Below are 24,350 nucleotides of genomic sequence, written 5' to 3' on the forward strand. Positions count from 1 at the left end.
TCACAAGTGGCTAAGGAGAAAGTATGTCGCATCTGGATGAAGTCATCGCGCGCGTGGATGCCGCGATTGAGGAGAGCGTCATTGCCCATATGAACGAATTATTAATCGCCCTGAGCGATGACGCAGAGTTAAGTCGGGAAGAGCGTTACACCCAGCAGCAGCGTTTGCGTACAGCAATCGCTCATCACGGGCGTAAGCATAAAGAAGATATGGAAGCTCGCCACGAACAGTTAACCAAAGGCGGCACCATCCTGTGATTAAAACGTGCGTCTGGCCACCAGCCAGGCGCCTACTACCAATAAAACCGCTCCGCAAATTGGGCCGATCAGCGCCCGCAGCGGCACACCATGGCTACGCAAAATATCCAGCACCAGCCCTCCAATCAACTGACTGGCGACTAATACTGCAATGGTCGTTGCCGCGCCAACGTTTTGATATCCGCTGATACTGGCGAAGACAAAAAACGATCCCAGCAAGCCAGGAATCAGTGTCCACCAACGCACGCTGGAAACCAGTTCACCAAACCCTGCCATCCCTTGTTTAAACCATAAAATGGCGACGAATAGCACAATCCCCACCAGTGAGTTCAGCAGCATGGCGATGAGAATAGTTGAGGAAGTCTGGGTGATGCGCACCATCAGTGTGTTTTGCACCACCAGGCCAATTCCGGCGGCAATCAAAAAGGCAAGGGTGAGCGATTGATTCATCCAATCGCGTCCGGTTCAGTGCGCTCGTCGAGTTGCAACTGCATAAATGTCAGATCCAGCCAGCGACCAAATTTAGTGCCTACTTGCGGCATTTGTGCGGTGACGACAAATCCCAGCGACTGGTGGAGATGCAGCGAGGCCTGATTTTGCGATTCGATTCCGGCAACCATCACATGTTTACCGCAGTCCCTGGCTTCATCGATCAATCGGCTTAACAATTTGCGCCCAAGACCTTTGCCTTGATGATCAGGATGAACATAAACTGAATGTTCCACAGTATGGCGAAAACCGTCGAAACTACGCCAGTCGCCAAATGAGGCATACCCAGTCACTACGCCGTCTTCCTCGCTCACCAACACCGGATAACCCGATAAAGTCCGCGCTTCAAACCAGGCAATGCGATTGTCTGCATCCACTGTTTGGTCATTCCAGATAGCTGCCGTATACAACACGGCGTGGTTATAAATTTCCGCAATTGCAGCACAATCGGCTTTGCGGGCAAAACGGATGGACATATCTGGCCTCGATTAAATATTGATGATGACGTTATCAATACTATCGAAAACAGCCCGAAGCAACGGATTCCTCGATGAAATTATTGCGTGTCGCAGAGGCGTTGTGACGGTCGTAAACAAATCCAATCCCGTGAGCCTGCTACTATTGATCGATTCATGCCAAAAGCACAGGAGAGCATTATGGGGCAACAAAAGCAGCGTAACCGCCGTTGGGTTCTGGCCTCGCGTCCGCATGGCGCACCGGTTCCCGAGAATTTCCGTCTTGAAGAAGACGAGGTCGCAACACCAGGTGAGGGGCAGGTGTTACTGCGTACTGTTTATCTGTCGCTGGACCCGTATATGCGTGGACGTATGAGCGATGAGCCCTCTTACTCACCGCCAGTTGATATTGGGGGCGTGATGGTCGGCGGTACGGTGAGCCGGGTAGTCGAATCGAATCATCCTGATTACCAGCCAGGCGACTGGGTGCTGAGTTACAGCGGTTGGCAGGACTACGACATATCCAGTGGCGATGAGCTGGTGAAACTTGGCGATCAGCCAGAAAATCCTTCGTGGTCGTTGGGGGGACTGGGGATGCCAGGCTTTACGGCTTATATGGGGCTGCTGGATATCGGTCAACCAAAAAAGGGCGAAACGCTGGTAGTTGCTGCAGCAACAGGGCCGGTTGGTGCAACGGTGGGGCAAATCGGCAAACTGAAAGGCTGTCGCGTAGTGGGGGTAGCAGGCGGCGCGGAAAAATGCCGTCATGCTACTGAGGTGCTGGGCTTTGATGTTTGCCTTAATCATCACGCGGATGATTTTGCCGAACAACTGGCGAAAGCGTGTCCAAAAGGCGTGGACATCTATTATGAAAATGTTGGCGGTAAGGTATTTGATGCGGTGCTGCCTTTACTCAATACATCCGCGCGGATCCCCGTTTGCGGGTTAGTGAGCGGCTATAATGCTACGGAATTACCCTCCGGTCCGGATCGTTTACCGCTGCTGATGGCCACAGTGCTGAAAAAACGCATTCGTCTGCAAGGATTTATTATTAATCAGGATTATGGTCATCGCATCCATGAGTTCCAGCAAGAGATGGAGCAGTGGGTAAAAGAGGGAAAAATTCACTATCGTGAACAAATTACCGACGGTTTAGAGAACGCTCCACAGACATTTATCGGTCTGTTGAACGGTAAAAACTTCGGCAAGGTGGTGATCCGTGTCGCGACTGACGGCTAACAATTCAACGGCGGCGTAAAGCCGCCACAAAAACCCAGGCAAAAATCTTAATCCCAGCTTTAATTAACTAACCACGTCACTGTTCGACTGCTAATAACTAAAAAAGTGATTGGTTATTAATTATCTAATTATTACACCAGGTAAACTACTTCTGCCTTGTGGGCAGAGTCGGAAAGAATACACTTTTAAGGAAGTAAAATGCCTGGAACTGAAAAAATGCAGCATGTCAGTTTGACCATGCAGGTTGAAAATAATCTGAAGTACCAACTTAGTATTGGTGCACTGAAACCTGGCGCACGGTTGATCACCAAAAATCTGGCGGAGCAACTGGGTATGAGTATTACACCAGTACGCGAAGCGTTATTGCGTCTGGTTTCTGTTAATGCGCTATCTGTCGCGCCGGCACAGGCCTTTACGGTACCGGAAGTGGGGGCGGGGCGGTTAGATGAAATCAATCGTATCCGCTACGAACTGGAATTAATGGCAGTCGCTTTAGCGGTTGAAAATATTTCCCCGGAAGGCATAGCAGAGCTTCAGGATTTACTCAAGGAATTACAGCAGGCACAAGAAAATGGCGATATGGCACAACTCATTAATACTAATCGGCAATTCCGCTTTGTAATTTATCGTTATTCAAAAATGCCTATCCTGTGTGAAATAATTGAGCAACTGTGGGTTCGGATGGGGCCTGGGTTACATTATCTTTATGAAGCGGTAAATACTGACGAATTGCGCGATGGTATTGAAATTTATCAGGCTCTACTCGCAGCATTGAAAGAAAAAGATAAAAAGCAAAGCTGTCATTATCTGACAGATATTATGAAAAAGAATATTGCGATTATTAACCAGCAGTATAGTCATGAATGATAACGACGAAAAGATGCCCAGTAATTACCGGGCATCTTGATTTTTATTCAAATCGCCAGTCGAAATTTACTCCAATGCCATAATTACGCCCGGGAGCAGATTCGTAATATCGGCCATTTGATTCATTAACAATCACTGAACCGACATATTCTTTATCAAATAAATTATCAACACGGCCAAATAAATCCACGGTCATATTATGGAAATTATATTTGTATCCGGTGAACACTCCGACAAGGGTATAAGAAGGTGCTTTGGTTGTGTTTTCATCATCCGCCATAATATCGCCCATATAACGCGCTTCTGTGCCTGCATACCAGCCTTCTTCCGGCACATACCCCAAAGACGCAAAGCCCATATTACGGGCTATTCCTGGCATCCGGTTACCATTACAGTCCTGATCATTACAAACATTGCTGCGATAGGTCGCATCGAGCCAGGTCCATGATGCTTTTACGCGGAAATCTCCGGCGAAGCGTTGATCCCACGCCAGTTCTGCGCCCTGACGACGTGTTTTTCCTGCATTCTTATACGTAGTGCGTCCACCGCTACTGCTGTCGACAACAATTTCATCATCGGTGTCGGTCTGGAACAATGCGAGACTAAGCAGCCCATCACCAATACGCGTTTTACTGCCGATTTCAATTGTATCGTTGGTGGATGGTTTTAAACCAAAGTTCATACCGCTTTGACCGTCAGCACGATAAGACAGCTCATTGATGGTCGGTGTTTCAAAACCTCGACCAGCCGCCAGATAGATATTCCAGGCATCGGTCATCGCATATTTCAGTGAACCTGCCGGTAGCCATTTGTGGTAACTGGCGTCACCGCTGTCATTGCCATTTCCAGGCGTGACGTAATGATCGTTAGAATCAAACCATACGGAACTGTAGCGCACGCCAGCATCCAGCGACAGTTTATCGGTCAGTTGCCACTGGGTTTGCAAATAGGGATCGACGTTCCACATCAAATTGCGTTCGTCACGGCGCAAATTACCTTTTAGTCCGTACTCTGGCACGCCATTATTCAGGCGGAAGTTATTGTAGCCCTTGCGGTTTTCACTCATATTTTCGTAGTTCAGACCGGTGGTGAACGTGACTGGAACGCCCAGTTCAGCACGGTGTGTCCAGCGGGTGTCTATACCCTGGTAATGGCGCTGCAAACTAATCACGCCGCCCGCATGTGACGGATTAAGCTGCGGAGTCATCGGAATCGACTGGTACTGTGTGGTTTCTCGCTCTCCGGCATACATCATTACACTCAAATCATCCCGCGAACTCAGGCTACGCTCATAGCGCAACCCAGCCTGAGTTTGCTGGATGGTTTTTCGTGTGTCGTACTGTTCAGCGCGCGGCGCCTGTTGTGGATTGGCCTTCCATTCTGCTTCGGTTAATCCACCAGGATCATCTGCTTTGATATCCACGCTATTGAAAATCAGGCTTAATTTGCTGGCGTCATCAATGCGTACGCCTAATTTAGCATTGGCTAAATTTTTCTGCGCGCCACTATGGTCACGATAGCCGTGGGTCGTAAAGCGCGTGGTTGAAACGGTGTAATCGACATCGCCAGGCTGTGTGCCGTCGCCCATTGCGCCCGTTGCTTTCAGGCCATAGCGCCAGCTGCCAAAACTGCCGTAGTAACTACTGGCTCCAATGGTTGGCGGCTGTTGCCCGGTCTGGGTGGTGACATTCATGACACCGCCAGACGCGTTGCCATACAGGGCAGAGAAGGGACCACGCAGCACTTCCACATTTTGCACACTGCTTAAATCGATGTTGGATGTTTGCCCTTGTCCGTCTGGCATGGTGGCGGGAATACCGTCCACATACAGGCGAATACCGCGAATACCGTAAGTGGAACGGGAACCAAATCCGCGAATCGACAGCTGTAAATCTTGCGCATAGTTCTGCCGGTTTTGTACCTGTAAACCTGGCACACTGGTCAGTGATTCAGACAAGTTAATGCGCGGTGTTGCCAGGCGCATCTCTTCGCCATCCACCACGCTTACAGCTGCTGGGGTATCCAGCTCGGAAATCACCTGCGGCGCGGCACTGACAATCATGGTTTGTTCATTGGTTGCAAAAGCGGAAGGTGAAAGGACAATCAGTGCGGGCAAAACGGTTTGTCGGACGGAGAAAATCTTCATGAAAAAAGCCAGGTTAAGGATGGAAAAACGCTGCCATGGTAATGAAAATGTAAATTTATGGGAAACGAAACGGCACAATACGTTAATTGATTGAAAAAATTGTAGTCGTAACGGCAAGAAATACTCCACATTTGAGAAAATAATGATTACCATTCCCATTTATAACAAGGGCGTAACGAAGATTACGTTCAGCGAAGCATTGTGAAGCAGCAAAAATATCGGTTCATCAAAGGGAGTCGTCATGCATTTACGTCATCTGTTTTCATCGCGCCTGCGTGGTTCATTACTGTTAGGTTCATTGCTCGTTGCTTCATCATTCAGTACGCAGGCCGCAGAAGAAATGCTGCGTAAAGCGGTAGGTAAAGGTGCCTACGAAATGGCTTATAGCCAGCAGGAGAACGCGCTGTGGCTTGCTACTTCGCAAAGCCGAAAACTGGATAAAGGCGGGGTGGTTTATCGTCTTGATCCGGTCACTCTGGAAGTGACTCAGGTGATCCATAACGATCTCAAGCCGTTTGGTGCCACCATTAACAACGCTACTCAAACGTTGTGGTTTGGTAACACGGTAAATAGCGCGGTTACGGCAATTGATGCCAAAACGGGGGCGGTGAAAGGCCGTCTGGTGCTGGATGATCGTAAGCGCACGGAAGAGGTGCGTCCGCTGCAACCGCGTGAGCTGGTGGCAGACGATGCCACGAATACCGTTTACATCAGTGGTATTGGTAAAGAGAGCGTAATTTGGGTCGTTGATGGCGAGAATATCAAACTGAAAACCGCCATCCAGAACACCGGTAAAATGAGCACTGGTTTAGCGCTGGATAGCAAAGGTAAGCGTCTTTACACCACCAACGCTGATGGTGAATTGATCACCGTCGACACTGCCAACAACAAAATCCTAAGCCGTAAAAAGCTTCTGGATGATGGCAAAGAACATTTCTTTATCAATATCAGTCTTGATACCGACAACAACCGCGCATTTATCACCGACTCTAAAGCTGCAGAAGTGTTAGTGGTCGATACCCGTGATGGTAATGTTCTGGCGAAGGTTTCGGCACCGGAATCACTGGCTGTGCTGTTTAACCCAGCGCGTAATGAAGCCTACGTGACTCATCGTCAGGCGGGTAAAGTGAGTGTGATTGACGCGAAAACCTACAAAGTGGTTAAAACGTTCGATACGCCGACTCATCCGAACAGTCTGGCGCTATCTGCCGATGGTAAAACGCTGTATGTCAGTGTGAAACAAAAATCCACTAAACAGCAAGAAGCCACCCAGCCGGACGATGTGATTCGTATTGCGCTGTAACAGACATGGGGGAGTGTGTCTTTCGTAGGACGGATAAGGCGCTAGCGCTGCATCCGGCATGAACAAAGAGCGCTTCAATTTGCCCGGCACTGCGCCGGGCAAATTTTGCAATTAACTCGCCGTTTCAGGCTTAAAGACAATATCCTGTTTCTCTTCTTCGACTACTACCGGTGCAGTGCTGTGAATTTCGGCAACGCGTTTGCGCACGCCAAACCATCCTGCAACCAGAAGAATACCGATAATCGGTAGCGCCGCGATGGTGTAAGTCCCGTTAGGGTAATCGAACGCCATCAGCACCAGCACACTCAGTAAAAACAGTAGCGTCAGCCATGACGTAAAGGGCGCGCCTGGGAGTTTAAAACTGACATCCGCAGCTTTGCCTTCTTTGATGGCTTTACGTAGACGCATCTGGCAAACGATGATAAACGCCCAGGAGGCGATAATTCCCAGCGACGCGAAGTTCAACACAATCTCAAATACGCGCGAAGGTACCAGATAGTTGAGGAATACGCCGACGACATACACGACCAGCGTCGCCAGAATCCCAGCATACGGCACATGCTGGCGACTCATTTTTGCCATAAAACCTGGTGCAGAACCGCCCATCGCCATTGAGCGCAAAATACGTCCGGTGCAGTACAGACCCGAATTCAGGCTGGAGAGGGCAGCAGTCAGTACCACAATGTTCATAATGCTGCCAATATAAGGCACGCCCAGTTTGGAAAAGAACGTCACAAACGGACTTTGCCCAGCCTGATATGCGCTCCACGGCAATAACATAACCAGCAGCACTACGGAGCCGACGTAAAACAGGCCAATACGCCAAATCACGCTGTTAATTGCTTTTGGCACCATGGTCTGTGGATCTTTACATTCCCCAGCGGCAGTACCCACCATTTCAATGGAGGCAAAAGCAAACACTACGCCCTGAATCAACACCAAAGCAGGCAGCAGACCATGGGGGAAGAAGCCGCCATTATCGGTAATTAAATGAAAGCCAGTCGTGTTGCCATCCAGCGGTTGACCGCTACCGAGAAACACCGTACCTACCACCAGGAAAGTAACAATGGCGAGTACTTTAATGAGTGCAAACCAGAACTCCATCTCGGCGAACCATTTCACGCCGATCATGTTCATGGTGCCAACGATAGTCAGAGCGCCAAGGGCAAATACCCACTGCGGTACACCACCAAATGCGCCCCAGTAATGCATATACAGTGCGACGGCGGTGATATCGACAATCCCGGTCATCGCCCAGTTGATGAAGTACATCCAGCCAGCAACATAAGCGGCTTTCTCTCCTAAAAACTCACGAGCATAAGAGACAAAACTGCCACTGGAAGGGCGATGTAATACCAACTCACCCAACGCACGCAAAATAAAAAACGAAAACAGGCCGCAGATTAAATAGACCAGTGCCAGTGCTGGCCCCGCCATTTGCAGTCGGGCCCCTGCGCCTAAAAACAAACCCGTACCAATCGCGCCGCCAATGGCGATCATCTGCACCTGGCGATTGCCCATCGCTTTGTGATACCCCTCTTCGTGGGCATTAAGCCAGCGGCGTTTCGCGGCGTGTTGATCTGAAGTGTCGGTGTCGTGTTTACTCATTGCTCTCCCTGATTGCTTTAATGAAAAAAGTCTTTTATGTCGCCATGAACAATGTTTATTCATCCTGGCGATGACAATATTCACCATTATTCTTTATGGGTATAACGGTCGGCGCAGAATCCTACCTTTTATCGTGTAACGATGCAAAATAATCCCACTATAGATGTACGGGGATAAAGGCGGCTGGCGACAAAATAGCAACCTGATGAAATCATGACAGAAACAAGCACTATTGCTTTGATGATACTCGGCTGCAGTCCGACTCTTTCGTCACTCGTTCGTCGCTCTGAACGCCAGTGGTTGCAGTGAACACTAGTGTGGTTGGTCGCCAACATATCCCTTCGCTGATTATCATTGAATAGTGAGGGGACTGGTTTCAGGGGTAATACGCCAAATACCAATACAATTGCAGATTTGATGTGCCAGTTGCCGACGTTACAGAAGGTGCCAAAAAATGTAAGAGGAATGTTGGTTGATACACGCGCTATTGCCCAACAGGAACTTCTTGAATTAGTCCTGTTCCAGGGGAATTACAACGCTTAAAAATTACTTCAATATAATTAATGTGTATATCATTCTCGATATTAATTTGTGAAGTGAATTTGATATATTCCTAATTCTTAATTTACATTACTAATGTTTGGGGCATAACGTTAAGATAGCCAGGTGCAGATTAAAATCTCAGGGTGGGGCGGTAGCGTTTACGGATATTAATTAATTGATATAAGCTATGTTATCTGTGCAATTATGTATATCAATTATTGATGCTGAAGATAAATAAGGGTATTGAGGCTTAATGTTAAGGGATCGTAATCCAGGGAAAGAACATCGGGGACACGCTTTTTGTACTAAATGATTTGTATATTATGTTCAAAAAATGAGATATTCCTCATTGCTTGAAATTGTATAATCAAATGCTCCTTATATAAACAAGGAGAGCAAAATGGAATTTGAAAAATAGATAGAACATATTCCGATTATCCCCGATTACAGACAAGCCCGGGAAGTAGAACATAAATTGTCATTATTGGCTAGCATAAAAAGGAAGGTATGCCAGAATTTAATAGTGGTATGTATGATTAATTACTTGTGAGGTAAAATATGGAAAAAGTTACAACAGGAACTACGAAAGCTCATGGGAATAATATAATTACTCAGCAGATAACCCGGCCTAAGGAATTATTTTTATTATTTTGGATTAATGAAGATGATAAAGGGGAAAAGATGTTTTCAGAGGCTAGTCAGACGCGTTTGAAAAATATAAAACGAGCATCATGGTATGATGAGAATATACATAAAGTCCATTGCCCTCCGATACAGGCATTTCATGAGATTAAAACAATTGTTTCTGTATGGATAGATAAATATGGTGGAAGAGATAAAGTAACAGTAAGAGAAGTTGGTGTTTTTTCACATTCTGCTACTTTGCATGGGCCAATTTGTTATGACACGCCAAATATCCCCCCAGCTCCTAATTGGTCAATACAAATGGGCATCTCGGGGGGATGGGATTCTATTGACTTCAACTGGAAAAGTAATTGCGCTATGTGTGTTTTTTATGGTTGTAATTCTGGGCATGATATACCTGAAGGTTTTGCTCTAAGAATTTCACAACAGAAAAATTTTCGGAATGTTGCTATTTGGGGCCAATCAGCATCCTCATTTCCTTCATTTGAGCCTAATATTAGAATTACCACTCCAGCAAGATCAATGAATACGGGATGGGATGTTGGTCAAACCTATATGGTCGGTGGTGGCCCGGGGGAAGGTAGTAAAGCGATAACAGGCCCTCATCCGAATGCCAGATTTATGAATAAGTTCATAAATGGTGTTAAGGTTGGAAGCAATCACCAGGGAGTATTTAATGACCATAAATCGAAAATTGTCAGTTAACTGTTTTTATTTGTTAGTGTGTGTTTTTATTATATGCGGGTGCGATATGAAAAAAAATCTGATCAATCCAGTATTTGAGGTCTATGGTGAGAAAAGTGTTCTTGATGACATGACAATTAATATGGAAATCTATGCTAACAGTGAAAAGTATCCAGGATTTTCTATATGGAAAGTCGTCAGTCTCTTATGCAAAGGCAAGCGATTTCAATTCTCTGAAAATAATGATGACATAGTAAACTATGTGATCCATTATACTTACAGGCAGCAGGTTGGAATGTTTAAAATAGATGCTGAGATTCCAAAAAATGCCAGGGAAGGCCATGATGTTAATATGTTTTATGTTTTTCGTGAAGGCGATCATGTTTATTTAAAATATTATAGCAGAAGATCTGATGTGGCAAGGAACAATCCTCTGGCAACAACTGATGCAACGCTACCTCAGGAAGAGTATTTTAAAAAATACTCTTCTGTTATTTATGAGGATCATCCCCAGCATTTAAAAAAGATTTTCGATTTGTATATCCCTAAACTTCAATCCTATCAGCTTTATCCCTATGAGAAACTCAATATGGATTACTATAAGAAACTTTCGCTGGAGGAAAAGAAAAAAATAGCCATGCCAGAGCAATATCTGAGGAAAATGAATTTACCAAAAGATGAATTAAATATATTGCTTGAAATATCCAAAAATAGTTAACTAGTATTCTTAAAAGCAAAGAGATGTTAATAAGTAGCCTTGATTAAATGCTATAATATCAATTGCGTGTATTTAATAGCGCTGTTTTTTGTCTCTCCTTCTTTGAGGCTGAGGAATCCCCAGAAAAGAAGACAGGCATAGGGTTTTGTGATCGACTGATTGCGTTAACAAATTCAATGAGATCACCTCTATGCCTGCCCGTCAGGGAAAGAACATGAGAAGTACACTTTTTGTACTAAACAATGAGATGCCAGAAAGACATCGCAGAGAAGATAGCTATAGACAATTATCATCCCCCGTCAGTCCTTGTTAAGCTCGGAGAGACGTAATCTGGCCAGTCCCGTAATGCTTATAAAGCCCATCGATTTCGCCCACTTTCTTTCGCCCGGTATAACGCGGCGTCGGCATCTGAAACAATTTGTTCAGCCGTTTTTGCGGGAGCAGAACAGGTAATCCCCTGACTAACCGTAACGAATGTACTGACAGCAGATGCCTGATGCGGGATTGCTGTCAGTTTAAGTTCTTGCTTCACTCTGTCTGCTACCGCCTCAGCTTCCGGCAATGTTGCATTAAACAGTATGATGGCAAACTCTTCGCCACCATAACGGGCAACAACATCCTCTGACTGGCGAGTTGAACGCTGTAGAGCGTCGGCAACTTGTATCAGGCAACGATCACCAGCTGGATGCCCGTAAGTGTCGTTGTAATGTTTAAAAAAATCGACATCCAGCATAATTAGAGCAAATGACCCGCCGTTATCTATCGCGTCGTATAAGATACTGTTCATCGCACGTCGGTTTGCTGCCCCAGTCAAAGGATCACGATGTGCTAATGCATCAAGGCGATTAATTAACTGGTTGTTGTAGCTGTTTTGTTCCCATGCTTCTTCAAACCAACGTAACAAAATAAGTCGCCCACCATACAGCACCAGTGAAAAAATACACCAGATAACCGCAAAATGAATATTAATCTGTTGATTAAGCATAAGACTCGCTATTGGAGTAGTGAGCCATAAAGGAATTATAAATGCGAGCAATGATGGGGTATGGAAATAAAGTGCGACAACGCCACTAAGCATTAATAATACACATAGTGGATAAGCAAACTGCAGCGTCCAGTGCGCAATAAAGTGATAACTACACCAGGACCATAGCAGGCTCAGGGCCACTAATAGCACCTGGATAGGTAATGCGTTTTGCCGAGGGATTAGTAGTAAGCCACTGCAAATCAGCAGAATACCCATTGCGGATATATCAATAGAATGTATAAGGTTTTTTTCATTTAACCATGGAGGAGTAAGGTCATTAAACAGAACATGACGCAGCAAAATCATCAATGCAAAACTTACATTGATAAAAGCAAACCATGGCAGACTAATTGTCATGCCGCGAATAACCATATCGCGGCGTGTTTGCCACGAGTGATGCGGTTTTCTTCTTTCAGCCATTTTTTAACCAAAAAAGGGCAGGATACCTGCCCGATACAGAGTAAATTTATGGTGTCACTATATTGAACCAAAACTCAAAATTATCCATATAACCTAACAGTTCGTTGAGTTTTTCCGCATTGCCAGTAATTTTGACATCTCCTTTGTCCGTGGCTTCTTTCAGTGTCTCTTCTTTCAATACAATTTTGTTCAATACATCACGAGTCAGAGAGATAGTGGCATCAGCATCCGAAGCCTCTACACCGGCGGTATGATTGAGAACTCCATTTTCAAGCTCCACTTTATAGTTGCCGCCGTCTTCACCAAAATCGAAATTCAACACGGCTTTGGCATCTGCCGCTTTCTCACCATTAATATGGACGGCAAGATAATCAAAGAACATCTCCGGCGTCATTGCACGCACAGTGTCAGGGCTGGCAGTATTTGGTGTGGGTAATTTTTGTACGCCGCTACGCAATTCCTGTGCGCCAGTGAGATAAAAATTACGCCACGGCCCAGATTCAGCCTGATAGCCTAACTGCTCAAGCGCATCAGCTTCCAGATTTCTCGCTGCCAGGTTGTTTGGATCGGCAAACACCACCTTACTGACAACCTGAGCAACCCAGCGGAAATTGCCCTGGTCATAATCCTGTTTGGCTTTTTGTAAAATGGCATCAGCACCGCCCATATACTCGACGAATTTTTTTGCGCCTTCTTCTGGCGGCAGTTCATCAAGCGTCGCGGGGTTACCATCAAACCAGCCGAGATAAAGCACGTAAGTTGCTTTCACGTCATGACTTACCGAACCGTAATAACCGCGATTCGCCCAGGTGTTAGCCAGCGAAGAGGGCAGTTTAAAGTTTGCGGCAATTTCATCACGGGTCATCCCCTGATTTGCCATTCGCAGAGTTTGATCATTGATGTAACGATACAAATCACGCTGGCTTTTAAGCAGTTTGACCACGTTATCGTTGCCCCAGGTTGGCCAGTGATGTTGAGCGAGAATAACCTCGGCTTTATCCCCCCATAAATTGAGTGCTTCGTTAATGTATTTTGACCACGGCAGCGGTTGGCGAATTTTAGCCCCACGCAGCGAATAGGTGTTATGAAGGGTGTGCGTGACATCTTCTGCGGTTTCGATCAGTTTCTTTTCTTCAATAAACCACAGCATTTCAGAAGGCGCTTCGGAACCTGGTGCCATCAGGAAATCATAGGTCAACCCGTCAATAGTTTCTTTTTGCCCGGTTTTGGTGATGTAGTTAGTAGGAGCAATCAACGTAACCGTTCCTGCTGAAGTGGTTGTCCCCAGCCCCGCGCCGACCTGGCCTTTAACATCAGGTTTCAATAAGTTGCCATACATATAACTGGCTCGTCGGCTCATCACATTGCCAGCCATAATGTTCTCGGAAACGGCTTCCTCCAAAAATCCGGCTGGCGCATAGATTTTTGTTTTTCCTGATTTAACGTCAGCTTCATCAATTACACCGCGAACACCACCGTAGTGATCGACATGACTGTGTGTGTAGATAACCGCCACTACCGGTTTTTTGCCGCGATTTTTGTAATAAAGATCCATACCCACTTTGGCTGTTTCTGCTGAAACAAGTGGATCAACGACGGTAATACCCTCTTTGCCTTCAATGATGGTCATATTTGATAAATCGAGGTTACGAATCTGATAGACACCTTCAGTCACTTCAAATAAACCGCTGATATTTATCAGTTGCGCCTGACGCCATAAACTTGGATTCACCGTATCAGGGGCTTTATCGCCTTCTTTGATAAAAGCGTATTGTTGTGGGTCCCAGATAACATTTCCTTGCTCGCCCTTAATCACGTCTTGAGGAATAGGGGCAATAAAACCTTTATGGGCATCAGTAAAGTCAGTGTTATCGGAAAACGGCAGCTGGTTATAGAGTAAATTGTTTGCTTGCTGCGTGGCTGCGGTGGCGTTTTTAGGGGCTTCCGCCGCGAGGAGAGGTAACGAACTGGTGGTGAATAATCCCGTTATTAGCAGACTTTTAACAATATGATTAAGCTGCATCTTAAGTGTCTCCAGAATGGATTTTTATTGGGGGTAATTACGAATGAAAAATTTTAGTGAGGGCAAGAATAACTATAATTGGCGTTAATAAATTGGCAAGCCGGGAACTTGATGTTTTCTTAATGGTATGTTGGCAGAAGAATATATTCTGCAAGTTAACGTTTGTGCTGGCGCTTTATTTAAAAGGCAGTAGTACAAATATGCACAATTTCAAGCAGGCATTATTGCCGTAAAAACGCATCATCGGACACATGACACTCACAACGTGTGTTAATTTTACTGACATCTTTCAAAAGGAGCACAAAAATGCCGCACATAGACATCAAATGTTTTCCGCGTGAACTGGACGAACAACAAAAAGCAGCGCTTGCTGCAGATATTACCGCCGTTATTATTCGCCATCTGAACAGTAAAGACAGTTCGATAAGCATTGCTCTACAGCAGATTCAACCAGAATCATGGCAAGCTATCTGGGACGCCGAAATCGCGCCCCAAATGGAGACTTTGATAAAGAAACCGGGTTACAGCATGTAATGCTTAACCTGCCGTAACACGTTTGCCGCTGGTAACGAAGGTGCCAGCGCCTAAATGATGTAGTGTATTGAGTTTATCATCATCAAACTGCCAGCGGCCTTCGACAAATACCCGAGCGTCTGCCGCTGCTGATACTACTTCGCCAAATAGTGTGTCGTATTTTTCTTGCGCGGAAGTCGCAGGTAGCAAGCGGCACTCCATCCACGCCAGACATTTTTCCTCGACCAGCGGTAAACCAAGCACCGGGCCTTTCACTACCGGAATGCCGTAGCAATTAAATTTATCCTCTTCACGACCCGACACACTTCCTACCGCCCACGTCCAGTTAGTCGCCGCAACGCCCGGAATAACGATGCCAAATTTACCGTTACGCTCAATCAACTCCCTGGTCCATGTCGATTTATCTACCACAATTGCCACGCGTGGCGGTTCGAACTCTACGGGCATCGACCAGGCCGCAGCCATAAGGTTACGTCGCTGGGATTGCTCATCGAAACTGGTTATCAAGACGGTAGGGCCGTGGTTTAACAGACGGCTGGCATGATGCAAATCGACGGGGATAAATCGGCTCACAATAGCGCCTCGCTATGAAGGGTGTTTTAAAAGCGTAGCTCGTAACGCAATAAGCAACAAAATTAACGGGATCGGCGATTTGCGAACGTGATGCATGTCCACGATCGCACAAAATCGCCTGTGCGGTGTCTATTCCAGGTTATAAGTTGATAAAACCACTAACGGAAACGCCTGATGACGCCCATTCTGAATCATTACTTTGCCCGCATTAACTGGTCGGGAGCCGCTGCGGTCAATATCGATACGCTTCGTGCATTACACCTGAAACACAATTGCACCATTCCATTTGAAAATCTTGATGTTCTGCTGCCGAGGGAAATGCAGCTTGATGATCAATCTCTGGAAGAGAAATTGGTGTTCGCCCGGCGTGGCGGTTACTGCTTTGAACAGAATGGCGTGTTTGAGCGGGTATTACGCGAGCTGGGTTTTCATGTACGCAGTCTTTTAGGGCGCGTAGTGTTATCTAATCCTCCAGCATTACCGCCGCGTACCCATCGTTTGCTGTTGGTGGAACTGGAAGGTGAAAAATGGATTGCTGATGTCGGTTTCGGAGGTCAGACATTGACTGCGCCGATTCGTTTAGTGGCGGATATCGCGCAAACAACGCCACATGGCGAATATCGGCTGTTACAGGAAGGGGACGACTGGATTTTGCAGTTTAATCATCATCAGCACTGGCAGTCGATGTACCGTTTTGATCTCTGCGAGCAACAACAAAGCGATTATGTGATGGGTAATTTCTGGTCGGCGCACTGGCCGCAATCGCATTTCCGCCATCATTTGCTGATGTGCCGCCATTTACCGGACGGTGGCAAACTGACACTGACCAATTTTCATTTTACCCATTATGAAAATGGACATGCAGTGGAGCAGCTAAATCTACCGGATGTGGTGTCGTTGTATGCCGTTATGCAGGAGCAGTTTGGACTGGGCGTGGATGATGCGAAACATGGGGTTACTGTGGATGAGTTAGCGTTGGTGATGGCAGCGTTTGATACACATCCGGAGGCGGGGAAATAGTTTCTGCCAGAGTGCCGGATGCGGCGTAAACGCCTTATCCGGCCTACATTAGCCCGGTTGTAGGCCTGATAAGCAAAGCGCATCAGGCAACGGTTTCAGAGATCAATGGCCCATTCAGCATGGAACAGAATCACCGCTGTGCCAGAAATGGTGACTTTCTCCGGTTGGTTGTCCCGAATAGTCACCGTCACATCAATAACACCATCACGCCCAAGTGCGCGTCCCTGATGGCCTTTAACGTGCAACATATTGCCATCGTGGGGTAACACGTTGTGATGCACCAGCCATGCGCCCATCGGACCATTAGCATTTCCAGTAACGGGATCTTCCACAATGCCAATCGCAGGTGAGAACATGCGACCATCGGTTTCATTTTTGCCTGGGCGGATCTGGAAGGGGAAAAACCCATTGCAGCCAATCTGCTTGCTGATGGTTGTTAGTGCAATAAGGTCAGGAGAAAGGGCGTCAATATCCACTTCCGGCTTCAACGGGATCATCACTTTTGAGTGTCCGGTCGTTGCCACCTGGATCGGCAATCCGGGCAGAATGTCGTCTTCGGTAAGATGCAACGCGTTGATAATTGCCGCGCGTGCTTCACCTTCCAGCGGCGGTTCAAAACCAGGGGTACCTTGCTCCAGCGAAATACGATAATCATCGTTTTGCGTTTCAATAGTCACGCGATGACGTCCCGCCAGAGATGTTTGCCAGACGGTGCAATTCCCCAAACCTAACACTTTTGAACGTACATAGTGCGCTGCCACCGTCGCATGACCGCAAATTGGCACTTCAACCGTAGGCGTAAAGTAGCGAATTCGCACATCACTGTCGTCGCTGTGCAGCAGAAAAGCAGTTTCCGAATGGCCTAACTCGCGGGCGATAAGCTGCATTTGCGTTTCGCTAAGATTATCGGCGGGGAAAACAACACCGGCAGAATTGCCGCGAAAAGGTTGAGAGGTAAAAGCATCGACGTGGTAAACCTGCGGTTTCATTAATGTTCTCCTGTGGCTGGAGAACTATCATAGCTTGCAAGTGGCCGGAGAGCGAAGGGCTATCCGGCCAGGGTGATGATTAACGCCGTGAGCGCACAATCTGGTACCGACGGGTAAAGTACTCAAATGGTGCGCTCCATACATGCACGAGTCGGGTGAACGGGAAGAGCAGAAAGATGGTCATTCCCAACACCAGATGAACGCGGAAGATATAAGCCACACCATCAAGGTGCGTCGATGCGCCGCCCTGGAAAGTGACGATGCTTTGCGCCCAGCCCACCAGCTTCATCATTTCACTGCCGTCCGGATGTTGTGCTGAAAAGGGAATGGTGGTTAATCCCAGAATGCACTGAATTAACAAAATGGCGAGGATCAGGATATCCGCACCAGAAGATGTCGCCCTGATACGCGGATTCGTTAAACGGCGTACCAGCAATCCCGCGCCGCCAATCAGCGTCAACACACCGCAAATACCGCCGAGGATCATTGCCATTTGCTGTTTTACCGCCACCGGCAGAAACCACGCGTACATCCAGTGCGGCGTTAACATGCCGAACAGATGTCCGAAGAAGATCCCCAGAATGCCGATATGGAACAGATTCGACCACAGCACCATCCCGCGTTTATCCAGCATCTGGCTGGAGGAGGCGCGCCAGGTGTACTGCCCATAGTCGTAGCGCAGCCAGCTTCCGAGAATAAATACCGTGCCACACAAGTACGGGTAGATATCGTAAAAAAAAACGTTCAGATACTGAATCATTTCCCACCTCCCGCACTGATGTCGACGTACTGCGGCGCGACATCCTGGCTAAAGCGTCGCTGATATTGATTAAGTGGCGAGCTGTCACACGCCGTGGCGTTATCTTCAATAAACTTCACCTGTTCCTCTTCCCACACTGCATCCAGCGCCTGGCGGGTGTCGTCGCGCTCCTCGCTACGTATCTGTTTTGTGACACTGTCACTTGAAAGTGTACTTCCCGCCAGATGCAGCAGGGCGTCAAACAACGGATACCACGGTGCCTCGCGTTGTTTTAAGCGCCCGCCAAGCAGAGCGAGGATTGGCGCAACGTTGAGCAAACCTTCTTTCGCCTGGTTGTCGGGCAGCACACTTAAATACTCCAGATACAAAGGCAGATAATCAGGTAGCTCGCGACAATTTAGCTGCAGGCCGACTTTTTCATACTCCGCCAGCAGGTCCACCATTGCCTGACCGCGATCGCGTGACTCGGCATGAACATGTTCAAACAGCAGCAGCGACGTGGTACGTCCACGGTCAAACACTTCACACCATTCGGCCTGTTTATCCAGCAGCGGCGCGTTGAGCAGATCGAGTGCAAAATCGGTGAGCATCGGCGCGTCGCGGCGAATCAGCGCCAGCGCGTCGTCCTTGCATTCCCACAACAGCTCGTCCGGGTACTCCATCAACAGGCCGATCACTTTGAGGATTTGCATTATTCCCCCTCCGCTTTATTGCGTACTTCGGTAATGTCGATAGCATCGATCCGGCTACTGTTGAACAGGTTGAATTTAGTATCAGAGCCGTGGCAACCGTCGCCAAAAGTAAAGCCGCAGCCGTTACGCTCTCCAAACGCATCGCCCGCCATTTCCCGATGACTGGTCGGAATGACAAACCGATCTTCATAGTTGGCGATAGCGAGATAGCGATACATATCTTCCACCTGGGCGACGCTCAAACCCACTTCGTCAATTGCGCGGGTATCCGTTACGCCTTCTACGGTTTGCGAACGCATATAGTGGCGCATGGCCATCATCCGTTTTAGCGCCCGCAGTACAGGGCCGGTATCGCCTGCACTCAACATATTGGCGAGATATTGCACCGGAATACGCAGGCTTTCGATAGCGGGAAGCACGCCTTCGCTTTTTGGTAGACCGCCTGCATCGGCGTATGACTGAATTGGCGACAGTGGCGGTACATACCAGACCATTGGTAGGGTGCGATATTCCGGGTGCAGCGGTAGCGCCAGTTTCCAGTCCATGGCCATTTTGTAAACCGGCGAACGCTGGGCTGCCTCAATCACGTTTTGCGGGATACCTTGTTTCAGCGCTTCTTCGATCACCGAGGGATCGTGCGGATCGAGGAACACTTCGCACTGGCGTTCATAGAGATCAACTTCGCGCTCGGTGCTCGCCGCTTCCTCGATACGGTCGGCGTCGTAGAGCAGTACGCCAAGATAACGAATGCGACCCACGCAGGTTTCAGAGCAGACCGTCGGCTGACCGGACTCAATTCGCGGATAACAGAAGATACATTTTTCTGACTTACCGCTTTTCCAGTTGAAGTAGATTTTTTTGTACGGACAACCGCTAATGCACAAGCGCCAGCCACGGCATTTATCCTGATCGATCAGCACAATGCCGTCTTCTTCGCGTTTGTAGATAGCGCCGCTGGGGCAGGTCGCCACGCAGCTTGGGTTAAGGCAGTGTTCGCACAGGCGCGGCAGGTACATCATGAAGGTGTTTTCAAACTGCCCGTACATCTCCTTTTGCATGGCGTCGAAGTTGCGGTCGCGGGCGCGTTTTTCAAACTCGCCGCCCAGCAGTTCTTCCCAGTTAGGCCCCCAGATCACTTTCTCCATCCGTTTGCCGTCAATTAGCGAACGCGGGCGGGCGGTGGGAATATGTTTACCTTCCGGCGCGCTATGCAAATGTTCATAATCGAAGGTGAAAGGTTCGTAGTAATCGTCAATCTGTGGCACTACCGGGTTGGCGAAAATTTTGGTAATTACGCCCATTTTGCTGCCCAGACGCGGGCGGATCTTGCCATTGACGTCGCGGACCCAGCCGCCTTGCCACTCTTCCTGATCTTCCCAGTTTTTCGGGTAACCAATACCCGGTTTGGTTTCGACGTTGTTAAACCATGCGTACTCCATGCCTTCGCGCCCGGTCCAGACGTTTTTACAGGTCACAGAACAGGTGTGGCAGCCGATACATTTATCGAGGTTAAGCACCATGCCAACTTGCGAACGTATTTTCATTTTTTCGCCTCCTGTACCTGATCGCGACCTTCATCATCCAGCCAGTTAACGTTCTTCATCTTGCGGATCATGATGAATTCGTCACGGTTTGAGCCGACGGTGCCGTAGTAGTTAAAGCCCCAGGCCAGTTGCGCGTAACCGCCAATCATATGTGTCGGTTTCGGGCAAACGCGGGTAACGGAGTTATGAATGCCACCGCGCATGCCGGTCACCTCCGAGCCGGGGATATTCATAATGCGTTCCTGGGCGTGATACATCATGGTCATGCCCGGCGGCACGCGTTGGCTGACCACCGCGCGAGCCGTCAGCGCGCCGTTGGCGTTAAACACTTCCACCCAGTCGTTATCGACAATGGTCAGTTCGCGGGCATCGGTTTCGCTGATCCAGACAATCGGTCCACCGCGCGAGAGCGTCAGCATTAGCAGGTTTTCACTGTAGGTAGAGTGAATGCCCCATTTCTGGTGCGGCGTCAGGAAGTTAAGTGCTTTTTCCGGAAAGCCGTTTGGCGGTATCTGGCGCATTTCACTGACGCTGCGGGTGTCGATAGGCGGGCGATAAGCCACCAGACTTTCACCAAAGGCACGCATCCACGGATGATCCTGATAGAGCTGCTGGCGGCCCGACAGCGTGCGCCACGGAATTAACTCATGAACGTTGGTGTATCCGGCGTTGTAAGAGACGTGATCGCTTTCCAGACCGGACCATGTTGGGCTGGAGATAATTTTACGCGGCTGCGCCTGAATATCGCGAAAGCGAATCTTCTCGTCCTCTTTGTGCCGCGCCAGATGGGTATGTTCGCGTCCGGTGATCTCGCCCAGTGCTTGCCACGCTTTGACCGCCACATGACCGTTGGTTTCCGGTGCCAGCGCCAGAATCACTTCTGATGCATCAATGGCGGTGTCAATCAGCGGACGCCCCTGTGCCGGGCCATCGCGTTTGGTGTAATTGAGTTTACCGAGGAAATCGATTTCATCCTGGGTATTCCACGAAATCCCTTTACCGCCGTTGCCGAGTTTGTCCATCAATGGCCCGAGCGAGGTAAAGCGTTCATAGGTAGCAGGATAGTCACGTTCGACCGCCACAATATTGGGGGCAGTTTTGCCAGGGATCAGATCACATTCGCCTTTGCGCCAGTCGAGCACTTCACACGGTTGTGAGAGCTCTGCCGGGGAGTCATGCAGCAGCGGTTGCAGTACCACGTCAGTTTCTTTGCCGAGATGGCCCACGCACACTTGCGAAAAGACTTTGGCGATACCTTTGTAGATTTCCCAGTCGCTGCGTGATTCCCAGGCCGGATCGACCGCCGCAGAAAGTGGATGGATAAACGGATGCATATCCGAGGTATTCATATCGTCTTTTTCGTACCAGGTGGCGGTGGGCAGGACGATATCGGAGAACAGACAGGTGCTGGACATACGGAAGTCCAGCGTCACCAGCAGGTCGAGCTTGCCTTCAATCGCCGCAGTTTGCCATTCGACATCCTCCGGTTTGATCCCGTCGCTGACACCGAGTTCTTCCCCCTGAATCCCGCTTTCTGTACCCAGCAGATACTTCTGCATATATTCGTGGCCTTTGCCGGAGGAGCCTAGCAGGTTAGAACGCCAGACAAACAGGTTACGCGGATGATTGCTGCCGTTATCCGGCTGCTCGCAGGCCATACGCAAATCGCCCGATTTCAATGCCTGAGCGGTAAATTCTGCAGGTGATAATCCCACCTTGTCGGCTTCGGCTTTAATCCCGAGCGGATTACGCCCCAACTGTGGTGCAGAAGGTAGCCAGCCCATGCGTTCGGCGCGAACGTTGAAATCAATCAGATGACCGCTGTATTTACTGGCATCGGCGAGCGGTGAGAGCAGTTCCTGAGCAGAAACTTTTTCATAGCGCCACTGGCTTGAGTGATTGTAAAAAAACGAGGTGCTGTTCATCTGGCGCGGCGGACGGTTCCAGTCAAGCGCAAAGGCCAGCGGCAACCAACCGGTTTGCGGACGCAGTTTTTCCTGACCGACATAGTGCGCCCAGCCGCCGCCGCTTTGCCCGACACAACCGCAGAAGACCAGCATATTGATCATTCCCCGGTAGTTCATATCCATGTGATACCAGTGGTTAACACCAGCACCGAGGATAATCATCGAACGCCCGTGGGTTTTATGGGCAGTATCAGCAAATTCACGGGCGATAGTTTCAATGTACTGGCGCGGCACGCCGGTAATTTGCTCGCCCCAGGCCGGGGTGTAAGGTTTGATTTCAGCGTAATCTTTTGCGCTGTTTTCATCTTTCAGCCCGCGATCGAGGCCGTAATTCGCCAGTACCAAATCATAAACGCTGACGACCGGACAGACACTGCCATCGGCGAGCGTCAGGTTTTTCACCGGAAGCTGGCGCACCAGTACCGGATCGTGTTTCACGCTACGAAAGTGCGGATTTTCAATGCCGCCAAAGTAGGGGAAGGCCACGCCTGCAACGGAGTCGTGTTGACCGAGCAAGGTTAACGACAACTCAGTCTCTGTACCTGCGGCGATGGATTCCAGATTCCATTTCCCTTTTTCGCCCCAGCGAAAACCAATCGAACCGTTCGGCACCACCAGTTCACCTGCGGTATTAACTGCCACGGTTTTCCACTGCGGATTGTTGCTTTCGCCCAATCCATCCACCAGGTCAGACGCGCGGATCATCCGTCCGGGAACGTAGCTACCATCGTCGCGAGGTTCCAGCATTACCAGCATCGGCATGTCGCTGTAGCGGCGGCAGTAATTGATGAAGTAGTCGCTGGGGTTATCGAGATGAAACTCTCTTAAAATCACATGGCCCATCGCCATCGCCAGGGCGCTGTCGGTGCCTTGTTTTGGTGCCAGCCACTGGTCGCACAATTTCGCCACTTCAGAGTAGTCAGGGGTAATGGCGATAGTTTTGGTGCCTTTGTAGCGTACTTCGGTAAAGAAGTGGGCGTCTGGCGTGCGCGTCTGCGGCACGTTTGAACCCCAGGCGATGATGTAGCTGGAGTTATACCAGTCGGCAGATTCTGGTACGTCGGTTTGCTCGCCCCAGGTCATCGGCGAGGCGGGCGGCAGGTCGCAATACCAGTCGTAGAAACTTAAGCAGGTGCCGCCTAGCAGCGACAGATAACGCGTTCCGGCGGCGTAAGAAACCATCGACATCGCCGGGATCGGCGAGAATCCGGCAACGCGATCCGGGCCATAGGTTTTGATGGTCCAGACGTTAGCGGCAGCAATCAGTTGATTCAGTTCCTGCCAGTTGGAGCGAATAAACCCGCCGCGCCCACGTACCTGCTTGTAGCTCAGGCACTTCTGCGGGTCATTCATGATCGACTCCCACGCCAGTACCGGATCGCTGTGTTGTTTGAGGGCTTCGCGCCACAATTCAATCAGCCGTTTACGAATTAGTGGGTATTTAAGGCGGTTAGCGCTGTAGAGATACCAGGAGTAACTTGCGCCGCGTGGGCATCCGCGTGGTTCATGATTGGGCAGGTCAGGGCGGGTACGAGGATAGTCGGTCTGCTGGATTTCCCAGGTCACCAGGCCGTTTTTAACATAGATTTTCCAGCTACAGGAGCCAGTACAGTTAACGCCGTGAGTCGAGCGCACGATTTTGTCGAATTGCCAACGCTGGCGATAGCTATCTTCCCAGTCGCGGTTGCTATGCATCACCTGTCCGTGACCGTCGGCAAAAGTTTCGCCCTTTTGTTTGAAGTAGCGAAAGCGGTCCAAAAGTTTACTCATGACATGACTCCTGCTCCAGGAATGATTTGGGATCTGATGCCTTGTCGGATGCGACACGGTTGTAGGCCTGATAAGAC

Annotated in this window: 20 protein-coding genes; 8 read left to right on the forward strand and 12 right to left on the reverse strand. The window is 48.8% G+C overall.

Going from position 1 to position 24,350, the window contains the following annotated elements; translation table 11 throughout:
* Nucleotides 1–23 precede the first annotated feature (23 nt).
* Nucleotides 24–257 (forward strand): DUF2526 family protein YdcY, encoded by a 234-nt coding sequence (ydcY, locus tag A9180_RS07135; protein ID WP_000018638.1) that lies wholly within the window; start codon nucleotides 24–26, stop codon nucleotides 255–257.
* On the opposite strand, the gene A9180_RS07140 is transcribed toward ydcY, so the two are convergent.
* The gene (locus A9180_RS07140; RefSeq protein ID WP_064527459.1) at nucleotides 258–707 is read right to left on the reverse strand and encodes a DMT family transporter; all 450 of its coding nucleotides are present in this window, start codon (nucleotides 705–707) and stop codon (nucleotides 258–260) included. It abuts the gene before it with no gap.
* Nucleotides 704–1,222 carry a GNAT family N-acetyltransferase gene (locus A9180_RS07145; RefSeq protein ID WP_064527461.1) on the reverse strand — a complete coding sequence of 173 codons (519 nt, stop codon included), beginning with the start codon at nucleotides 1,220–1,222 and terminating at the stop codon, nucleotides 704–706. The genes A9180_RS07140 and A9180_RS07145 overlap by 4 nt, the downstream gene beginning before the upstream one ends.
* Nucleotides 1,223–1,402: 180 nt before the next feature.
* Here A9180_RS07145 and curA point away from each other — a divergent pair, with 180 nt between their 5' ends.
* On the forward strand, nucleotides 1,403–2,440 hold the full coding sequence (gene curA, locus A9180_RS07150) for an NADPH-dependent curcumin/dihydrocurcumin reductase (RefSeq protein ID WP_064527463.1): 1,038 nt from the start codon (nucleotides 1,403–1,405) through the stop codon (nucleotides 2,438–2,440).
* Between the two features lie 198 nt (nucleotides 2,441–2,638).
* Nucleotides 2,639–3,307 (forward strand): GntR family transcriptional regulator, encoded by a 669-nt coding sequence (locus tag A9180_RS07155; RefSeq protein ID WP_064527465.1) that lies wholly within the window; start codon nucleotides 2,639–2,641, stop codon nucleotides 3,305–3,307.
* 43 nt (nucleotides 3,308–3,350) lie between these two features.
* Here A9180_RS07155 and pqqU read toward each other — a convergent pair whose 3' ends face one another.
* Nucleotides 3,351–5,453 carry a TonB-dependent receptor PqqU gene (gene pqqU, locus A9180_RS07160; protein ID WP_064527521.1) on the reverse strand — a complete coding sequence of 701 codons (2,103 nt, stop codon included), beginning with the start codon at nucleotides 5,451–5,453 and terminating at the stop codon, nucleotides 3,351–3,353.
* 241 nt (nucleotides 5,454–5,694) lie between these two features.
* On the opposite strand from pqqU, the gene A9180_RS07165 reads away from it, so the two are divergent.
* Nucleotides 5,695–6,756 carry a YncE family protein gene (locus A9180_RS07165; RefSeq protein WP_064527467.1) on the forward strand — a complete coding sequence of 354 codons (1,062 nt, stop codon included), beginning with the start codon at nucleotides 5,695–5,697 and terminating at the stop codon, nucleotides 6,754–6,756.
* A 111-nt stretch (nucleotides 6,757–6,867) separates the two neighbouring features.
* Here A9180_RS07165 and ansP read toward each other — a convergent pair whose 3' ends face one another.
* The gene (gene ansP / locus A9180_RS07170) at nucleotides 6,868–8,364 is read right to left on the reverse strand and encodes an L-asparagine permease (RefSeq protein WP_064527469.1); all 1,497 of its coding nucleotides are present in this window, start codon (nucleotides 8,362–8,364) and stop codon (nucleotides 6,868–6,870) included.
* 1,101 nt (nucleotides 8,365–9,465) lie between these two features.
* Between ansP and A9180_RS07175 the strand changes: the two genes are divergently transcribed.
* A complete protein-coding gene (locus tag A9180_RS07175) occupies nucleotides 9,466–10,257 on the forward strand; it encodes a hypothetical protein (RefSeq protein ID WP_064527470.1) in 792 nt (263 codons plus the stop codon).
* 46 nt (nucleotides 10,258–10,303) lie between these two features.
* Entirely contained in the window at nucleotides 10,304–10,954 is a 651-nt protein-coding gene (locus tag A9180_RS07180) for a hypothetical protein (RefSeq protein ID WP_064527472.1), read from the forward strand.
* A 349-nt stretch (nucleotides 10,955–11,303) separates the two neighbouring features.
* Here A9180_RS07180 and A9180_RS07185 read toward each other — a convergent pair whose 3' ends face one another.
* Nucleotides 11,304–12,353, reverse strand: a complete 1,050-nt coding sequence (locus A9180_RS07185; protein ID WP_064527523.1) for a diguanylate cyclase — start codon at nucleotides 12,351–12,353, stop codon at nucleotides 11,304–11,306.
* 94 nt (nucleotides 12,354–12,447) lie between these two features.
* On the reverse strand, nucleotides 12,448–14,424 hold the full coding sequence (locus tag A9180_RS07190) for an alkyl/aryl-sulfatase (protein WP_064527474.1): 1,977 nt from the start codon (nucleotides 14,422–14,424) through the stop codon (nucleotides 12,448–12,450).
* A gap of 306 nt (nucleotides 14,425–14,730) precedes the next feature.
* Between A9180_RS07190 and pptA the strand changes: the two genes are divergently transcribed.
* The gene (gene pptA / locus A9180_RS07195) at nucleotides 14,731–14,958 is read left to right on the forward strand and encodes a tautomerase PptA (RefSeq protein WP_064527476.1); all 228 of its coding nucleotides are present in this window, start codon (nucleotides 14,731–14,733) and stop codon (nucleotides 14,956–14,958) included.
* Between the two features lie 3 nt (nucleotides 14,959–14,961).
* On the opposite strand, the gene A9180_RS07200 is transcribed toward pptA, so the two are convergent.
* On the reverse strand, nucleotides 14,962–15,531 hold the full coding sequence (locus A9180_RS07200) for a flavin reductase family protein (protein ID WP_064527477.1): 570 nt from the start codon (nucleotides 15,529–15,531) through the stop codon (nucleotides 14,962–14,964).
* A gap of 174 nt (nucleotides 15,532–15,705) precedes the next feature.
* On the opposite strand from A9180_RS07200, the gene nhoA reads away from it, so the two are divergent.
* Nucleotides 15,706–16,551, forward strand: a complete 846-nt coding sequence (gene nhoA / locus A9180_RS07205) for an N-hydroxyarylamine O-acetyltransferase (RefSeq protein ID WP_064527480.1) — start codon at nucleotides 15,706–15,708, stop codon at nucleotides 16,549–16,551.
* Nucleotides 16,552–16,646: 95 nt separating this feature from the next.
* Here nhoA and A9180_RS07210 read toward each other — a convergent pair whose 3' ends face one another.
* The 5 genes from A9180_RS07210 to narZ form a co-directional block, all read right to left on the reverse strand.
* Nucleotides 16,647–17,540, reverse strand: coding sequence for a PhzF family isomerase (locus A9180_RS07210; protein ID WP_064527482.1), 894 nt, complete (start codon nucleotides 17,538–17,540; stop codon nucleotides 16,647–16,649).
* 79 nt (nucleotides 17,541–17,619) lie between these two features.
* Nucleotides 17,620–18,300: a respiratory nitrate reductase subunit gamma gene (narI, locus tag A9180_RS07215; protein WP_000617141.1), complete on the reverse strand. Its 681-nt coding sequence runs from the start codon at nucleotides 18,298–18,300 to the stop codon at nucleotides 17,620–17,622.
* Nucleotides 18,297–18,992: a nitrate reductase molybdenum cofactor assembly chaperone gene (narW, locus tag A9180_RS07220; protein WP_064527484.1), complete on the reverse strand. Its 696-nt coding sequence runs from the start codon at nucleotides 18,990–18,992 to the stop codon at nucleotides 18,297–18,299. The genes narI and narW overlap by 4 nt, the downstream gene beginning before the upstream one ends.
* Nucleotides 18,992–20,536 carry a nitrate reductase subunit beta gene (narH, locus tag A9180_RS07225; protein WP_064527486.1) on the reverse strand — a complete coding sequence of 515 codons (1,545 nt, stop codon included), beginning with the start codon at nucleotides 20,534–20,536 and terminating at the stop codon, nucleotides 18,992–18,994. The genes narW and narH overlap by 1 nt, the downstream gene beginning before the upstream one ends.
* Entirely contained in the window at nucleotides 20,533–24,273 is a 3,741-nt protein-coding gene (gene narZ, locus A9180_RS07230) for a nitrate reductase Z subunit alpha (RefSeq protein WP_064527488.1), read from the reverse strand. Before narZ ends, narH begins: the two co-directional genes overlap by 4 nt.
* Nucleotides 24,274–24,350 lie beyond the last annotated feature (77 nt).

It is taken from the genome of Escherichia sp. B1147 (assembly GCF_001660175.1).
In the GTDB taxonomy this organism is placed as follows: Bacteria; Pseudomonadota; Gammaproteobacteria; order Enterobacterales; family Enterobacteriaceae; genus Escherichia; species Escherichia whittamii.

Excerpts from the sequence above, each read along its gene's own strand:
- ydcY (WP_000018638.1), top strand. The coding sequence starts at position 24 with ATGTCGCATCTGGATGAAGTCATCGCGCGCGTGGATGCCGCGATTGAG.
- A9180_RS07140 (WP_064527459.1), bottom strand. The coding sequence starts at position 707 with ATGAATCAATCGCTCACCCTTGCCTTTTTGATTGCCGCCGGAATTGGC.
- A9180_RS07145 (WP_064527461.1), bottom strand. The coding sequence starts at position 1,222 with ATGTCCATCCGTTTTGCCCGCAAAGCCGATTGTGCTGCAATTGCGGAA.
- curA (WP_064527463.1), top strand. The coding sequence starts at position 1,403 with ATGGGGCAACAAAAGCAGCGTAACCGCCGTTGGGTTCTGGCCTCGCGT.
- A9180_RS07155 (WP_064527465.1), top strand. The coding sequence starts at position 2,639 with ATGCCTGGAACTGAAAAAATGCAGCATGTCAGTTTGACCATGCAGGTT.
- pqqU (WP_064527521.1), bottom strand. The coding sequence starts at position 5,453 with ATGAAGATTTTCTCCGTCCGACAAACCGTTTTGCCCGCACTGATTGTC.
- A9180_RS07165 (WP_064527467.1), top strand. The coding sequence starts at position 5,695 with ATGCATTTACGTCATCTGTTTTCATCGCGCCTGCGTGGTTCATTACTG.
- ansP (WP_064527469.1), bottom strand. The coding sequence starts at position 8,364 with ATGAGTAAACACGACACCGACACTTCAGATCAACACGCCGCGAAACGC.
- A9180_RS07175 (WP_064527470.1), top strand. The coding sequence starts at position 9,466 with ATGGAAAAAGTTACAACAGGAACTACGAAAGCTCATGGGAATAATATA.
- A9180_RS07180 (WP_064527472.1), top strand. The coding sequence starts at position 10,304 with ATGAAAAAAAATCTGATCAATCCAGTATTTGAGGTCTATGGTGAGAAA.
- A9180_RS07185 (WP_064527523.1), bottom strand. The coding sequence starts at position 12,353 with ATGGTTATTCGCGGCATGACAATTAGTCTGCCATGGTTTGCTTTTATC.
- A9180_RS07190 (WP_064527474.1), bottom strand. The coding sequence starts at position 14,424 with ATGCAGCTTAATCATATTGTTAAAAGTCTGCTAATAACGGGATTATTC.
- pptA (WP_064527476.1), top strand. The coding sequence starts at position 14,731 with ATGCCGCACATAGACATCAAATGTTTTCCGCGTGAACTGGACGAACAA.
- nhoA (WP_064527480.1), top strand. The coding sequence starts at position 15,706 with ATGACGCCCATTCTGAATCATTACTTTGCCCGCATTAACTGGTCGGGA.
- A9180_RS07210 (WP_064527482.1), bottom strand. The coding sequence starts at position 17,540 with ATGAAACCGCAGGTTTACCACGTCGATGCTTTTACCTCTCAACCTTTT.
- narI (WP_000617141.1), bottom strand. The coding sequence starts at position 18,300 with ATGATTCAGTATCTGAACGTTTTTTTTTACGATATCTACCCGTACTTG.
- narW (WP_064527484.1), bottom strand. The coding sequence starts at position 18,992 with ATGCAAATCCTCAAAGTGATCGGCCTGTTGATGGAGTACCCGGACGAG.
- narH (WP_064527486.1), bottom strand. The coding sequence starts at position 20,536 with ATGAAAATACGTTCGCAAGTTGGCATGGTGCTTAACCTCGATAAATGT.
- narZ (WP_064527488.1), bottom strand. The coding sequence starts at position 24,273 with ATGAGTAAACTTTTGGACCGCTTTCGCTACTTCAAACAAAAGGGCGAA.